Consider the following 15,114-nt stretch of genomic DNA (forward strand, 5'->3'; position numbering starts at 1 on the left):
ACGCCCAACGCCAGTTCTCCGGTCACGCGATGACCGGGCGCGGGCCGGAACGGGGGGCCGGCCCGCGCATCAAACTCCTCGGAAAGGGGACGTCCATGACCGCCACCAGTCATGTTGTGCGTGAACTCACCGGCTACATGCGCCTGCATCCCGCAGAGTCCTCACCGCTGATACCGCTGTACGACGCGATCCGCGACCACGTACGGCGGGGCCTCTGCACCCACCCAGGTCGGTGCCCTGTGATCACGGCCGGCGCCCTGGTGGTCAATGAGGAGGATTGCGCCCTGGCGCTGTGGGACGGCGAGCGGTACGTCTTTCCCGAAGCGCTCCTGGAGGGCGGAGACGACTCCCTCCGCGACACGGCCACGCGTGCGCTGACCCTCGCAGGCGTCCGCGAAACCCGGGCAGCCCCGGAACTCGACGGCCCCTTCCTGATCGACCTTTCGCCAGCTGCCCCTCAGGACGCTCGTACGCGGTACTGCTTTCGGTACCTCTATCGAGCCCACTCCGATGGCCTTCTCCCGGCCACGCTGGAGAACGGCAAGGCGGCCTGGTTCCCCCTCGCCGACATCGGTACACCGGGCTTTGTACGGCGTTTTAAATCACATCTGGCCGCTTTCTGAGGGCCGAGCTCTCGCATTTTGACCCCGTAATACCCCCGGTAGGTTTCCTGCCGGGCGTGCTCCTCGCGGAGGGCCCTGAGACGTGGCCCCCATCTCCTTTTGCGTTGGTTTCAGAGATGCAGTGGGGAGCATGAAGCGGGGCGCCCGGACAGATTCGCACTTCACTTCCGGGCGCCCCGCACCGTATCTGAACCAGGATAAGGGGATGACTGTGGACCACTTCGTTGGATCGGATTTGGTCCGGCGCCTCACGAAAGACCCGTCATTAGCCGTATCCATGGTCGCCGATCTGCAAGCCCAAGGCTTGATCAGCCCGTGGTGCTATGCGTCCACACACCTCCCCTATGGAGCGTCGCCCGTTCCGGACCACGAGTCTCCGCAGACCTGCTTTTTACTGCCTGATCACTGGGGATGGCACTGCGCAGTCGTGCATGAGTTGCCTGTCGGGGCCCTGTGGATCCGGTGGCGTGGCCACCTATCCGTAGTGTCCGAACTGGACGACTGCGCAGCGCCATCCTGCTCGCTCTTCGAAGGCCATACAGGCCCCTGCCTCTAGCTTCCGTCCCTGCTCATCGAATTTCAGCGGGAACGGGCACCGACCCGACCGACTGTCTGCGTGACGGCAGTCAGCCGGTCGGACATCAATCCGCTTGCGACAGAAAGGGGGGATCCGCGATGGACGACCGCAGCGCGAGCTGACCATTTGCACACATTGACTCCGCCCCTGCCGGATGGCACCGGCCCAGGGATCCCGGCAGGGGCGGGCAATGCCCGCTCCGGAGCGATTGGGGCGGTTCGGCAAGGCCGATATCAGAAGGAAGAACAGCACGCGAGCGGGCACGCACCATCCCTCATCCAGGCAAAAGGACAAGTCAAAGGAGACTGGACATGGCATTACTCGCCCCCCAGTTCGTATGGCTGGAGATCACCGGGCTCTGCAACCTCAGCTGCCGCCACTGTTACGCCGACTCGTCCCCACAGGGCGACCACGGCACCATGGCACTGGAAGACTGGTTCCGTGCCATCGATGAACTGGCCGCACTCGGCACCCGTCACTGCCAGTTCATCGGCGGTGAACCCACCATGCACCCCCAGTTCGCTGAACTGGTCCGTCATGCCCGCGCCCGAGACATGCAGGTCGAGGTGTTCAGCAACCTCACCCACATCACGGACGAAGCCTGGTCCGCCCTCCGCGGGAACGGTGTCTCGCTCGCGTTCAGCTACTACTCCGACGCCCCCGACGACCACGACGACGTGACCGCGAGCAGGGGTTCGCACCAACGCACCCGCGCCAACGTCGAGAAGGCCAAGAAGTACGGAATCCCCCTGCGTGGCAACGTGATCAACGTGCTGGAGGGACAACGCGGCAAGGAGGGGCGGCGCGATCTTCTGGATGTCGGCATCCGGGACGTACGGACGGACAAGATCCGCCCGTTCGGCCGGGCAGCGGACGGTGCAGCACCGGACATCAAGAAGCTCTGCGGCAGGTGCGGCCGGAGCAAGATGGCCGTCTCTTCGAACGGTGACGTCTGGCCCTGTGTATTCGCACGCTGGATGCCCGTGGGTAACGTCCGCGAGCAGAGCATCCGGGAGATCTACCACGGCGTCCCCATGCAAGGGGCCCGCGCCGAACTCGCCCACGCCTTCCCTGAGAAGGCCCGAGCCGGCGGCGATCCGAGCTGCCTGCCCGACTGCGGTCCGTCCTTCGAAACCTGCGCACCCCAACTCGCCTGCGCCCCGGATGCGGCATGCGGGCCGACCGACGATTCAGGGGGATCGGGGGATGCAGTGCGACGACTGACGCCCCCGATCACTTCGCCGCACCGGTCGGTGCGCTACCGGAATCCCGGCATCGCAGGTACCGACTGCTGATGCCCAGAAGAAGGAACTTCAAGACAAGCCAGTGATGACTGAGACGCACCCGAGTAGCGTGGCTGCGCCTCAGTCCCTGGACGCACGGAGAGCACACATGAGCACGCCTGCCCCTCTCGCGCTGTACCTCGCACGACGCGACGCCTTCGCGGCCTTCCTGAGCGCAGCAGACCAAGAATCGTCCGTGTGCTACTGGGAAGCCGAAGGACGTTACGCCACTCCCGAAGCAGCCACCGCAGCACGGGACAAGGCATATGCCGTCACGCGCGATGCCTGCAACGTCATCACGGTTGAACCCACCGGGCCGCACAAGGAAGCTCAAGCCCTTGTCGAACAGCTCCGGCACCTGGGACGCGCAAGCACCAAAGAACAAGACTGGGTGTCGTTCAAGAAAGCACGGGAGGTCTTCATCGAAGCTTCCCGTGGATACCTGAAGGAGACGCAAGAGGGCTGAGCCCCGGAAGACCGCCCCGTCCGTCTGCCGTTCCCCCGTGGCAGGCGGACGGGGCTTCTCGCTGTCAGTGACACGGCGATGCCGGCAGAGCGGTGGACTCCTGCGCTCTGCGAAGGGGCCTTCCGCGCGGCCTTCCCGGCTCGGAGTGAGCCCGGCCCGACCCTGCTGATCTCATTGATCACGGCGCCCTCGCACAGCGACTGATAGCCATAACCAATCAACCCCAGCCCATCTGGCTATTTCCGTGATCAATGACTCCTGTGGCACTGTGTGAACCGTCCAACCCCCTAGGAAAGACCCCAAAAGGGACTTCCTGCGTCGCAAGGAGAGCACGTGCTCACTGTCGGTGACAAGTTCCCCGAGTTCGACCTGACCGCCTGCGTCTCGCTCGACTCCGGCAAGGAGTTCGAGCAGATCAACCACAAGACCTACGAGGGCAAGTGGAAGATCGTCTTCGCGTGGCCCAAGGACTTCACCTTCGTGTGCCCGACGGAGATCGCCGCCTTCGGCAAGCTGAACGAGGAGTTCGCCGACCGCGACGCGCAGATCCTCGGCTTCTCCGGTGACTCCGAGTTCGTGCACCACGCCTGGCGCAAGGACCACCCGGACCTGACCGACCTGCCCTTCCCGATGCTCGCCGACTCGAAGCACGAGCTCATGCGCGCCCTGGGCATCGAGGGCGAGGACGGCTTCGCGCAGCGCGCCGTCTTCATCGTCGACCAGAACAACGAGATCCAGTTCACCATGGTGACCGCCGGCTCCGTCGGCCGTAACCCCAAGGAGGTCCTGCGGGTGCTGGACGCCCTCCAGACCGACGAGCTGTGCCCCTGCAACTGGTCCAAGGGTGACGAGACCCTCGACCCGGTTGCGCTTCTGTCGGGCGAGTGACCCGGTATGGCTCTCGATGAACTGAAGTCCTCGATACCGGACTTCGCCAAGGATCTGAAGCTGAACCTCGGTTCGGTGATCGGCAACAGCGAGCTGCCCCAGCAGCAGCTCTGGGGCACCGTCCTGGCCTGCGCGATCGCCTCGCGCTCGCCGCGCGTCCTCAAGGAGCTGGAGCCGCAGGCCAAGGCGAACCTCTCCCCCGAGGCGTACGCCGCCGCCAAGTCGGCCGCCGCCATCATGGCGATGAACAACGTCTTCTACCGGACCCGCCACCTCCTCTCCGACCCGGAGTACGGGACGCTCCGTGCCGGTCTGCGGATGAACGTGATCGGCAACCCGGGCGTGGAGAAGGTCGACTTCGAGCTGTGGTCGCTGGCCGTCTCGGCCATCAACGGCTGCGGCCGGTGCCTGGACTCGCACGAGCAGGTGCTGCGCGCCGCCGGTGTGGACCGCGAGACGATCCAGGAGGCCGTCAAGATCGCGGCCGTCCTGGAGGCCGTCGGCGCCACGCTCGACGCCGAGGCCACGCTCGCCGAGTAGTCCGGGCAGCCCGAGCGCCGCGATCGGCACGATCGGCGCGAGCAGTCCGGGTGATCCGGGCAGTCGCGACGATCCGGACGGCTCCGGATGCGCCGGGCAGGACACAGAAAAAGCAGAACCCCGCAGACATCCTGTCTGCGGGGTTCTGTGCGTCCCCGGTGGCGGTACGGGACACGCGGGGCCACTGGGGACGGGGCGCGGAGGACGGGTGACGGGGTGTACGGGACGGGGTCACCGGGCCACGGGGATGATCCCCGCGGCCCCTGCGCGCCCCTCCCCCTACTCCGGCGGCCGTTCCCCCGGCCCCGGCGCGGGGCTCGGCGTGGGGGCGACCCCGATGGCCGTGGCACCGTGCGGCGCCGGCGTCATCCGTAGCGCCTGTTCCCGGGAGTAGGCGCGGAGGTAGCCGACGACGGTGTTGGTGACCGCCACCAGCGGCACCGCGACCACGGCGCCGCCGATCCCCGCCACCAGGCCGCCGGCCGCGACCGACAGGATGACCGCGAGCGGGTGGACGCGGACCGCGCGGCCCAGGATGAACGGTTGCAGGACGTGGCCCTCGATCTGCTGGACCGCCAGGACGACGGCCAGTACCAGCAGGGCCGTGAACACACCCTGGGTGACCAGCGAGACGACACACGCCAGCGCGCCCGAGATCACCGCGCCCACCAGGGGAATGAAGGCGAACAGGAAGATGAAGACGGCGAGCGGGACGGCCAGCGGCACGTCGAGGAAGTACAGCCCGATGCCGATGAAGAACGCGTCGATCATCGCCACTATCACCGTGCCGCGAACGTAGGCGGTCAGCGTCCGCCAGGCCCGCGGCCCCGCGCCCGCCAGGCCCTCGCGGGCCGCGCCCGGTACGAGCTTGAGCAGCCAGGTCCAGATGCGGCGGCCGTCGTAGAGCAGGAAGAGGGTGGTGAACATCGCGAGCAGGATGCCGGCGAGCACCTCGAAGACGACGGTGACGCCCTCCAGACCGGCCGAGGTGATCGCCTCGGTATTGGCGCCGACCGCGTCCTGGAGGTTCTTGGCGATCCGGTTGATCTGATCCTCGGTCACATGGAACGGGCTGTCCAGCAGCCAGCCCTTCAGCTCGGTGATGCCCTCCTGGATACGGCTGGAGACCGAGTCGATGTTGTCCTGGACCTGCCACACCACGAACCAGCCGACCAGGCCCATGACGACGAACCCGGAGATGAACGTCAGCGCGGTGGCCAGCCCGCGCGGCACCCTGCGGCGCCGCAGCCAGGCCACGGTGGGCTGGAGCAGCGCGGTGATCAGCAGCGCCGCCACGAAGGCCAGCACGACCAGTTCGATACTGGTGATGACCTGCGCCAGCACCCACAGCGCCGCGGCCAGGACGAGCAGCCGCCAGCCGATCTCGGCGGCGACCCGTACGCCCCACGGCACCGCGGCGACCGGATCCGGGCGGGCCGACACGGCCGGCGCGTACGCGGGCGGGGCGGGCACCGACTCCGGCGGGCGCGCGTCCGCCGGCGCCTCCCCGGTCCCGGCCTCCTCCGCCGGGTCCGGCCGGGCCTCGCCGACCGGACCGGCCGGCCGCTCCGTCCCGGAGCCGCCGGGCGCCGCCGGGCCACCGGTACCGCCGCCGGCGTCCGCGTGCTCGGCACGCCTCAGCTCGTCCGGGTCTCCGGCCGCCGCCGCGGCTTCCGCACGGCGGCGCTGGTCCTCCAGCCGCTGCGCGAGCCGCGTCAGACCGGCGCCGAGGCCACCGACCCACTGAGGCAATCTGGACATGTCTCTTCCTCTTCCCCTCCCGCATCACACAACTGTCGACACGACGTTACCCGTGCCGGATGCACGAAACCCCCGCCGCGGTCGCGGTCGGGGGTTTCGGAGGTGCGGTGGTCGCCGCGGTCCTGGCCGGGCGGGCCTAGTACCAGCTGTTGGCCTGCCAGAACGACCAGGCACCACAGGGGCTGTTGTACCGCGAGTTCATGTAGTTCAGGCCCCACTTGATCTGCGTGGCCGGGTTCGTCTGCCAGTCCGCGCCCGCCGAGGACATCTTGGTGCCGGGCAGCGCCTGGACGAGGCCGTAGGCGCCCGAGGAGGCGTTGACGGCCCGGTAGTTCCAGGTCGACTCGTGGTTCACGATGTTGCTGAAGCACTGGAACTGGTCGGCCGGGATCATCTGGCGCGCCATGTTCTGCACCTCGGCGACGCTGTACGAGCTCTTGGCGGTGAAGTCGCTCGCGTCGCGCGTGGCGGAGCGGGAGGCGGCAAGCTCCTTCTCCTTGCGCTCCTTGGCGTCCTTCTCGGCCTTCGCCGCCTTCTCGTCCGCCGCGTCCTTCTTGTCCTGCGCGGTCTGGGCGGCGGCCTTGCGGGCCGACTCCTGCGCGGACTTGAGGGCGGCCGTGTCGGCCTGGGTGGACTGGACGTCCGCCTGCTGCGTCAGGGACGCCGTCTGTACCTGGGCCTGCTGGCCCGCGGGGATATCGGCGATGGTCGCATCGGCGGCGGCGGCCTCGGTGTTGGCGACCGAGCCCTGAGTGCCGCCCGCAGCGACGCCGACAACGGCGCCGACGGTGGTGACCGCGGTGGCGGAGGCCACGGCGAATCCCCGGACCGAGATCCGGCTCACACGTTTTCCTTCCAGCATCGGCCGCATAGGTGACCTCGCGGACGCAATCGTGCCCCTGGCGCTGGTCTCCCCTTGTTCCGCCCCCTGTTGAACAACAGGGAACGGCTGGTCACGGGAGGCACTGACCCGGTACGTCCCCCTCGGGGTCCGCGTGGTGCTCGGGCGGCATACGGCGACGCGCTATGAAGTTCGGGGTGTTCCTCACCCCCCGGCGTTCTCTCCGGGGGCCCCAGGAGTGCTGGGGATGCCGTATGCGGGGCCTGACAGGACCCAGACTCTGCCCGAACGAGACGCCGGGAATCAATTCTCCGTTGCGTGTGAAAGCTCACACCTCGCTTGTTCCCCTGGATTTTCGGATATCCGCGCACAGCACGGCGCCGCCCGGCTAGGCTGCTGCGCTTCGCCGGGCGGCGCGGTGTTCCACACGTGGTCAGATCCTGCCGTCCTCCAGCATTTCGGTCACCAGCGCCGCGATCGGCGACCGCTCCGAGCGGTTGAGCGTGACGTGGGCGAAGAGCGGATGGCCCTTGAGCTTCTCGACGACCGCGACCACGCCGTCGTACCGCCCGACCCGGAGGTTGTCGCGCTGCGCGACATCATGGGTCAGCACGACCCGGGAGTTGGCGCCGATCCGGGACAGCACCGTCAGCAGGACGTTCCGCTCCAGTGACTGGGCCTCGTCCACGATGACGAACGCGTCGTGCAGCGAGCGCCCCCGGATGTGGGTGAGCGGCAGCACCTCCAGCATGCCGCGCCCGACCACCTCCTCGATGACGTCCTTGGTGGTCACCGCGGACAGCGTGTCGAAGACGGCCTGCGCCCAGGGGCTCATCTTCTCCGCCTCGCTGCCCGGCAGATAGCCCAGCTCCTGCCCGCCGACGGCGTACAGCGGCCGGAAGACCATCACCTTGCGGTGCTGCTGACGCTCCAGTACCGCCTCCAGGCCCGCGCAGAGCGCCAGCGCCGACTTCCCCGTACCGGCCCGGCCGCCCATCGAGACGATCCCGACCTCCGGGTCGAGCAGCAGATCCAGCGCGATCCGCTGTTCGGCGCTGCGGCCGTGGATCCCGAACGCCTCCCGGTCGCCCCGCACCAGCCGTACCGCGCCCTCCGCGGTGATCCGGCCGAGCGCCTTGCCGCGCTCGGACTGGAGCACGAGTCCGGTGTGCACCGGGAGTTCTGCGGCCTCCGGTACATGGGTGCTCTCGGCGGCGAAGAGATCGTCCACCTGCTCGGCGGTGACGGTCAGCTCGGCCATCCCCGTCCAGCCGGAGTCGGTGATGGCGAGTTCGGCGCGGTACTCCTCGGCCAGCAGCCCGACCGAGGACGCCTTGATGCGCAGCGGCAGATCCTTGGAGACGACCGTGACGTCATACCCCTCGGCCTGGAGGTTGCGGGCCACCGCGAGGATGCGTGAGTCGTTGTCACCGAGCCGGTAGCCGGCCGGCAGGATCACCGGGTCGGAGTGGTTCAGCTCCACTCTGAGCGTCCCGCCGAGCCCCCCGATGGGGATGGGGGCGTCCAGCCGCCCGAACTGCACCCGGTACTCGTCCAGAAGGCGCAGTGCCTGCCGCGCGAAGTAGCCGAGCTCGGGATGGTGCCTCTTCGCCTCCAGCTCCGTGACCACGACGACCGGCAGCACGACCTCGTGCTCGTCGAAGCGGGACATGGCGCCTGGATCTGCCAGCAGGACGCTGGTGTCGAGGACATAAGTGCGCCGGCCGTTCTCACGGCGCTTCTTGCTGTTCACCACGGGTGGACGAACCCCCTCGGATGAGGTCGGGGTGCGACGGCGTCGCGGGGGATGGGACCGGGTTCTGGCCACGCTGCGCGGGCCGAACACCGGCCCTCCGCGTCGTCCGTGCGTTGCGCACGATCGTCCGAGATATGCAAAGGGCCTCCCGGGCGGACGACCCCGTGCCGTCCGCTGAGATACGGCGCCCGATGTCTTGTTTCCGGACGCCGACCTGCAAGGGATATTCCCGCGAAAGGCCGTACCCATGCCATGGCATATGACGCACGGCCGGTGAACCTTTGGTTACCGGTGATCTTCGCGCGGGGCAACGCGCCCCGGGAGAGGGCCCGTCGGGACGGGCCGGGCGGCCGGCGGGGCGCCCGGGTGGCGCCCGCACGCCGTGTGCGCACTCCGGAGAACGGCCAGAAACGGCTGTCCGGAAAGTGCGGTCCGTCCGTCAGAAGCCGTAACGGCGGTGCCGGGCGGCGTAGTCGCGCAGTGCGCGCAGGAAGTCGACCTTCCGGAACGCCGGCCAGAAGACCTCGCAGAAGTAGTACTCCGAATGGGCGCTCTGCCAGAGCATGAAGCCCGACAGCCGCTGCTCGCCGCTCGTACGGATCACCAGGTCCGGGTCCGGCTGGCCGCGCGTGTAGAGATGCTCGGAGATGTGCTCGATGTCGACGATCTCGGCGAGCTCCTCGAAGGAGGTGCCGCGCTCGGCGTGCTCCAGCAGCAGCGAACGGACCGCGTCCGCGATCTCCTGCCGGCCGCCGTACCCGACCGCGACGTTCACCAGGATGCCGGTGTTGTCGAGGGTCTCCTGCTCGGCCTCCTTGAGCACCTGCTGGGTGTGCGAGGGCAGCAGATCGGCGTTGCCGACGTGATGCACCCGCCAGCGGCCGTCGGCCGCCAGATTGCGCACGGTGTTCTCGATGATGCCGAGCAGCGGGGTCAGCTCCACCTCGGGCCGGTCGAGGTTGTCCGTCGAGAGCAGCCAGAGGGTGACCACCTCGACGTCGGTCTCCTCGCACCAGCCGAGCAGCTCGCCGATCTTGACCGCGCCCGCCTGGTGGCCCTGCTCGGGGGTCCGTCCGTCGGCCCGCGCCCAGCGGCGGTTGCCGTCGAGGATGACGCCGATGTGCTTGGGCACCTGGCTGTGGTCCAGCCGGCCCTCGACCCGGCGCGCGTACAGCCGGTAGACCAGATTGCGCAGTGCAGGCGGATACGGGATGCGCACCCCGGAAGATCGCAGCATGTGTGGTCCAGCCCCTCCGTGCCAATGGCGGTCGCCCCGTCGCCTCAAGTGGGCAACTTTACGTCTCGGGCGACTCGACAGCCCAATCAGGTATGTCAGAGGCACGTGATAGGGAGGTGACCATGACTGATACCTCGCCCTACCGCGCCGCGGAATCGCGCTATGACTCGATGGAGTACCGGCGCGCGGGCCGCAGCGGCCTCAAACTCCCCGCTATCTCCCTCGGACTGTGGCACAACTTCGGCGACGACCGCACGCTGAGTTCCCAGCGGGACATCCTCCGCCACGCCTTCGATCTCGGCATCACCCACTTCGACCTGGCCAACAACTACGGCCCGCCGGCCGGCTCCGCCGAGCTGAACTTCGGGAAGATCTTCGCGCAGGACTTCCGCCCTTACCGTGACGAGCTTCTTCTCTCGACGAAGGCCGGATATCTGATGCACCCCGGCCCCTACGGCGAATGGGGTTCGCGGAAATATCTCCTGTCGTCGCTGGACGCCTCGCTGAAGCGGATGGGCGTCGATTACGTCGATATTTTCTACTCGCACCGCTTCGACCCGAACACCCCACTGGAGGAGACGATGGGCGCCCTGGCGTCCGCCGTCCAGCAGGGCAAGGCGCTGTACGCCGGCGTCTCCTCCTACAACGCCGAGCAGACGGCCGAGGCGGCCCGCATCCTGCGCGAGATGGGCGTCCCGGCGCTGATCCACCAGCCCTCGTACTCGATGATCAACCGCTGGACCGAGGACGACGGGCTGCTGGACACCCTCGAAGAGGAGGGCATGGGCTGCATCTCCTTCGTGCCGCTGGCACAGGGCCTGCTCACCGACAAGTACCTGCGCGGCATTCCCGAGGGCTCGCGCGCCACGCAGGGCAAGTCCCTGGACCCGGACCTGCTGTCGGACGACGTCGTACGGCGGCTCCGCGGCCTGAACGACATCGCCGCCCGCCGTGGCCAGTCGCTGGCCCAGCTGGCGCTGGCCTGGGTGCTGCGCGACGAGCGGATGACCTCCGCGCTGATCGGCGCCAGCAGCGTGGCCCAGCTGGACGCGAATGTCGCGGCGGTCAGCGCCCCCAAGATCACGGATGCCGAGCTGGCCGAGATCGACGAGTTCGCGACGTCCACGGAAGGCGTGGACATCTGGTCGGGCCGGGGCTGAGCGGATGCCCGGCGTGCGCCGGGCGGGCGCGGGACGCCGACGGCGGAGCGGGGCCGCCCGCCGGTCCGCCCCGGCGGGGTCCGGCCCGTATGCGGCGGGCGTGGGTCCCGCCGCATACGGGCCGGGCCCCGGGCAACAAAAAGCGGGCCGGTCCGTGGGGGGGGATACGGACCGGCCCGAGGGGGGGGTTTCCACCATAACCCCGCGAGCGGCGTGCTCCGCGCACCGACGGAAACCACGGCGTGGCCCGGCCGGTCGCGGGGAGCGCCGCCGGGCGCGTACGGGGCGGCTCCGGGGAGCGCCGGGGCCCCGCGGGGACCGGGCGGGCGCCGTACGCCATCGGTGCGCGCCCCGGCCGGGACGTGCCGCGGATACCGGTCGCGGCGCCGCCCGGCCGCCGGTCAGCGCCTGGCCGCGGCGCCCAGGAGCAGCCCGCAAAAGGCCCCGAAGATCATGAACGGCCCGAGCGGCATGGTGGTCCCGCGGCCGCGCCCGGCCAGCAGCAGCCCGGCGCCGTAGACCGCGCCGGCCAGCACCCCCGCCGCGCCGCCGGTGACGACGGTGCGCCAGCCGTACCACCCAAGGGCGACCCCGAGCCCGATCGCCAGCTTGACGTCCCCCAGGCCGATCCCGGCCGGGTTGGCGACGAACAGCAGGAGGTAGCAGGCGCCGAGGGCCAGTCCGCCCAGCAGCGCCCCCGGCCACGATCCGCCCGCGCCCGTCAGCAGTCCGACGAAACCCAGCACCCCCGCCGCCACGAGCGCGAGCGGCAGCGTCAGCACGTCCGGGAGGCGGTGCACCCGGCGGTCGACGGCGGCCAGCAGCACCGCGACCGGCGCCATCAGCAGCCAGGCGGCGAGTTCGGGCCGGGCGCCGGTGGCCGCGGCCAGGGCCGCGCAGACCAGCGCGGTGACCGCGGCGGTCGGCAGCGCGCCGGGCCCGTACGCCCCGCAGTCCGGGCAGCGTCCCCGCCCGAGCCAGCCCCGCGCCACCCCGGTGATCGGGTGCCCGCCGGGACAGGTCCCGCGCCATTCCTCGTCCGGCCCGACGGCCATCCGGTGGACGGGGCGCGGTATGAGCAGCCCGGCCGCGGCCCCGTAGGCGGCGGCGAGCACCAGCAGCGTCACAGACACCCGTCGACCTTAGGGCGCGCGAGCTGATAGAACGACGCGCATGGCGCGCTGGCGGAACGGCCCCGGAACCCTGCACGGCGCGGACGTCGGCATCCCGCTGGAGATCGCGGCGTCCTACCGTGCCCGCACCCGCGGTCTGCTGGGCCGCGACGGTATCGAGGGGGCGCTGCTGCTGACCCCGGCGAGCAGTGTGCACACCTTCCGGATGCGGTTCGCCCTCGATGTCGCGTATCTGAGCCGGGACTTCACCGTGCTGGCCGTGCGCACCATGCGTCCGGGACGGCTGGGACTCCCCCGGCCGCGGGCGCGGCACATCCTGGAGGCGGAGGCGGGAGCCATGGCGCGCTGGGGTCTGCGCCCCGGTCTGCGGGTCACGGTGGTCCCGGCCGACACCGCCTGACCGTACGCCGCCCGTCGGTGGGCGCGTTCCCCGCCGGCGGGCGCGTTCCCCGCCGGCGGGCGCGTTCCCCGCCGGTGGGCGCGTTCCCCGTCGGTGGGCGCGTTCCCCGCCGGTGGGCGCGTTCCCCGCCGGTGGGCGCGTTCCCCGCCGGTGGGCGCGGTAGCGGCCGGTGGCGCGGCGGCCTGCCGTGGACCCGCCTCGCCCGGGGCGCCAGCTGGCCGCTCCGTGGCGCGCCCTCAGCCCCGGCCGGCCGCCGCTCCCCCGCTATCCGTCCCAGTCGGCGACCAGCGCCAACAGCCCCGGGAACCGCGCCTCCAGGTCGTCGACCCGGACATGGCTGCGCCGCTCCAGGCCGTACTGCCGCTGCCGGATCAGCCCGGCGTCCCGCAGCGCGCGGAAGTGGTGCGTGAGCGAGGACTTGGGCCGGTCGAACCCGAACCAGCCGCAGGTGTGGTCGAACGCCTCGGACTCCAGCAGCAGGGTGCGCACGATGCGCACCCGCAGCGGGTCGCTCAGCGCTCCCATGACGGTCTCCAGCCGCAGGTCGGCACGGTCCGGCTCGGCCAGCGGCGCGGGCGCCCCCACCGGTACGGGCCACACCGGCGCCCCGCATCCGGGCCGCTCCGCACCGGCATCCGCACCGCCTTCCACGGCGGACCGCCGTACCGCCCGCACACCTGCCCTGGACGCCATGACGACCACTCCTCCCGACACTCCCGACAGCGCCCGGCCGGTCCGCGCCGACGGCGCTGACGGCATCGGCGACACCCAGTACGACTTGCATCGTACTGCGAGTGCCTGTACGAATCTTCTCGTACTGCCCGTACGAGGTATCTAGTACAGCTGGACTCGGAGGGGACACCCATGCCTGAAACCCGGACCGCACCGCAGCCCGCCCCGCCCTCGGGGGCCGCCGGAGCGCCGCCGTCGCCGCCCGTCCGGGAGGTCTGGTTCGCCGCCTGGCCCATCGCGGCGATCTTCATCCTGTCGAATGCGGCGATGCCGCTGTACGCGGTGTGGCAGCACCAACTCGGCTTCCACTCCGGGACGTTGACCCTGATCTACGCCGCCTATATCGCCGGACTGCTCGGCGCGCTGCCGGTGGCGGGCGTGGCGTCGGACCGCATCGGCCGCAAACCCGTCCTGATCCCGGCGCTGCTGCTGGGGATCGTCGCCTGCCTCGGTTACGCGACCGCGCCCTCGGTGGCCGCCCTGGCCGCCGCCCGCTTCCTGACCGGCCTGGCCACCGGCGCCGCCGTCTCCGCGGGCATGGCCGCCGTCACCGACCTCGCGGCCGGGCGGCGGATCGGCCCGCTGCTGGCCTCCACCGCGGTGGTCCTGGGCGCCGGCATCGGGCCGCTGCTGGCCGGGGTCCTGTCGGAGACCGCCCCCGCGCCGACCGTCACGGTCTTCGCGGTGGAAGCCGTGCTGCTGGCCACGGCGCTGGGGGCCACCGCCCGGATGCCGCTGCCGCGCACCCGCCGCCGGGCAACGGGCACGGGCCCCGGAGCCTCCGGGGCCGAGGCGGCCACGGGCGCGGATACCGGCGGTGTCGCGGGCGCGTCCGCCGGGGCGTGGGTCCGGCTGCCGTCCGTCCCCCGGGCGAACCGGCGCCATCTCGCCCTCGGTCTGGCCGCGTTCGCCCCCGGCATCAGCGCCACCGGTTTCGTCCTCTCGCTCGGGCCGTCGCTGCTGACCGGGCTGCTCGGCACCACGAACCGCGCGGTGACCGGCGCGATGGCCCTGACGATGTTCCTCGCCGCGGCCGGGGTGCAGTTCGTCATGCAGCGGACGGCGGTCCGTACGGCCCTGCTCCTCTCCGGCGCCGCCACCGTCGCGAGCACGCTGGCACTGATCACCGCCGTCCATACCGCCGCTCTCGCCCCGCTGGCCGCCGCGGTCGTCCTGGCCGGCGCGGGCCAGGGCGCCGGACTGCTGGGCGGCCTGACGCTGCTGAGCCGTGAGATCCCGGCCGCCCGCCACGCGGAGGCCAACGCCGCCCTGAACGCCGGCGGCTATCTGCTCGCCGGCGCCCTGCCGGTCGCGGACGGCTACCTCAGCGACGCGATCGGCCTCTCGGCGGGCGCCACCGCCTTCGGCCTCACCGTGGCCGTCCTCGCGGCGGCGGGCGCGATCCTGGTGGTGGCACGGGGCGGCGATGCGCACTGAGGGCGATGCGCGCTGAGACGGCTTCCGAAACCTTGCCGACGGAGCATCAGCACGCCTGATGGCAGGCGGGTTCCGACGGGACGGAGGGGGCGGAGGGGGCGGAGGCGACGGGCGAGGCGCCGGACGGGGTGGACACCGCGGACGAGGCGGACGGGGTGGACCCGGTGGACGGCGATACGCGCTGAGGCCGCTTCCGGACCCTGGCCGACGAGGCATCAGCACACCTGATGACAGGCAGGTTCCGACGGGACGGAGGGGGCGGAGGCGACGGGCGAGGCGC

At 70.7% G+C, this 15,114-nt stretch carries 15 protein-coding genes; 9 read left to right on the forward strand and 6 right to left on the reverse strand.

The genetic code is table 11. The features are described 5' to 3' along the window. The first annotated feature begins 95 nt into the window (after positions 1-95). The 5 genes from ACLJWH_RS09985 (at position 96) to ACLJWH_RS10005 (ending at position 4,377) form a co-directional block, all read left to right on the forward strand. Positions 96-623, forward strand: coding sequence for an NUDIX hydrolase (locus ACLJWH_RS09985; RefSeq protein WP_411141235.1), 528 nt, complete (start codon positions 96-98; stop codon positions 621-623). An 888-nt stretch (positions 624-1,511) separates the two neighbouring features. Beyond that, positions 1,512-2,495: a radical SAM/SPASM domain-containing protein gene (locus tag ACLJWH_RS09990; RefSeq protein WP_411141236.1), complete on the forward strand. Its 984-nt coding sequence runs from the start codon at positions 1,512-1,514 to the stop codon at positions 2,493-2,495. A 97-nt stretch (positions 2,496-2,592) separates the two neighbouring features. Next, positions 2,593-2,949: a hypothetical protein gene (locus tag ACLJWH_RS09995; protein ID WP_411141237.1), complete on the forward strand. Its 357-nt coding sequence runs from the start codon at positions 2,593-2,595 to the stop codon at positions 2,947-2,949. A 333-nt stretch (positions 2,950-3,282) separates the two neighbouring features. After that, positions 3,283-3,837, forward strand: coding sequence for a peroxiredoxin (locus tag ACLJWH_RS10000; RefSeq protein WP_052855877.1), 555 nt, complete (start codon positions 3,283-3,285; stop codon positions 3,835-3,837). A gap of 6 nt (positions 3,838-3,843) precedes the next feature. Further along, complete coding sequence (locus tag ACLJWH_RS10005; RefSeq protein WP_411141238.1) at positions 3,844-4,377, forward strand: alkyl hydroperoxide reductase; 534 nt, start codon at positions 3,844-3,846, stop codon at positions 4,375-4,377. Between the two features lie 279 nt (positions 4,378-4,656). On the opposite strand, the gene ACLJWH_RS10010 is transcribed toward ACLJWH_RS10005, so the two are convergent. The 4 genes from ACLJWH_RS10010 to ACLJWH_RS10025 all read right to left on the reverse strand — a co-directional run bounded on the left by ACLJWH_RS10010 (position 4,657) and on the right by ACLJWH_RS10025 (position 9,972). Further along, positions 4,657-6,138: an AI-2E family transporter gene (locus ACLJWH_RS10010; RefSeq protein WP_411141239.1), complete on the reverse strand. Its 1,482-nt coding sequence runs from the start codon at positions 6,136-6,138 to the stop codon at positions 4,657-4,659. Positions 6,139-6,274: 136 nt separating this feature from the next. Further along, positions 6,275-6,982 (reverse strand): transglycosylase SLT domain-containing protein, encoded by a 708-nt coding sequence (locus ACLJWH_RS10015; protein WP_411141240.1) that lies wholly within the window; start codon positions 6,980-6,982, stop codon positions 6,275-6,277. Between the two features lie 430 nt (positions 6,983-7,412). Continuing rightward, positions 7,413-8,735, reverse strand: coding sequence for a PhoH family protein (locus ACLJWH_RS10020; RefSeq protein WP_052855881.1), 1,323 nt, complete (start codon positions 8,733-8,735; stop codon positions 7,413-7,415). A gap of 439 nt (positions 8,736-9,174) precedes the next feature. Continuing rightward, positions 9,175-9,972: an isoprenyl transferase gene (locus ACLJWH_RS10025; protein WP_411141241.1), complete on the reverse strand. Its 798-nt coding sequence runs from the start codon at positions 9,970-9,972 to the stop codon at positions 9,175-9,177. Between the two features lie 122 nt (positions 9,973-10,094). Here ACLJWH_RS10025 and mgrA point away from each other — a divergent pair, with 122 nt between their 5' ends. Next, entirely contained in the window at positions 10,095-11,132 is a 1,038-nt protein-coding gene (gene mgrA, locus ACLJWH_RS10030) for an L-glyceraldehyde 3-phosphate reductase (RefSeq protein WP_411141242.1), read from the forward strand. A gap of 401 nt (positions 11,133-11,533) precedes the next feature. Here the strand turns inward: mgrA and ACLJWH_RS10035 are convergent, their stop codons facing one another. Beyond that, positions 11,534-12,265, reverse strand: coding sequence for a prepilin peptidase (locus ACLJWH_RS10035; protein WP_411141243.1), 732 nt, complete (start codon positions 12,263-12,265; stop codon positions 11,534-11,536). 40 nt (positions 12,266-12,305) lie between these two features. Here ACLJWH_RS10035 and ACLJWH_RS10040 point away from each other — a divergent pair, with 40 nt between their 5' ends. After that, the gene (locus tag ACLJWH_RS10040; protein ID WP_411141244.1) at positions 12,306-12,665 is read left to right on the forward strand and encodes a DUF192 domain-containing protein; all 360 of its coding nucleotides are present in this window, start codon (positions 12,306-12,308) and stop codon (positions 12,663-12,665) included. Between the two features lie 264 nt (positions 12,666-12,929). Here the strand turns inward: ACLJWH_RS10040 and ACLJWH_RS10045 are convergent, their stop codons facing one another. Beyond that, on the reverse strand, positions 12,930-13,358 hold the full coding sequence (locus tag ACLJWH_RS10045; protein WP_411141245.1) for an ArsR/SmtB family transcription factor: 429 nt from the start codon (positions 13,356-13,358) through the stop codon (positions 12,930-12,932). Here ACLJWH_RS10045 and ACLJWH_RS10050 point away from each other — a divergent pair. Further along, entirely contained in the window at positions 13,357-13,503 is a 147-nt protein-coding gene (locus ACLJWH_RS10050; protein WP_411141246.1) for a hypothetical protein, read from the forward strand. The genes ACLJWH_RS10045 and ACLJWH_RS10050 overlap by 2 nt on opposite strands. A gap of 26 nt (positions 13,504-13,529) precedes the next feature. After that, complete coding sequence (locus ACLJWH_RS10055) at positions 13,530-14,834, forward strand: MFS transporter (protein ID WP_411141247.1); 1,305 nt, start codon at positions 13,530-13,532, stop codon at positions 14,832-14,834. The last annotated feature ends 280 nt before the right edge of the window (positions 14,835-15,114 follow it).

Origin of the sequence: Streptomyces sp. x-80 (genome assembly GCF_046549095.1) — a bacterium.
In the GTDB taxonomy this organism is placed as follows: domain Bacteria; phylum Actinomycetota; class Actinomycetes; order Streptomycetales; family Streptomycetaceae; genus Streptomyces; species Streptomyces celluloflavus.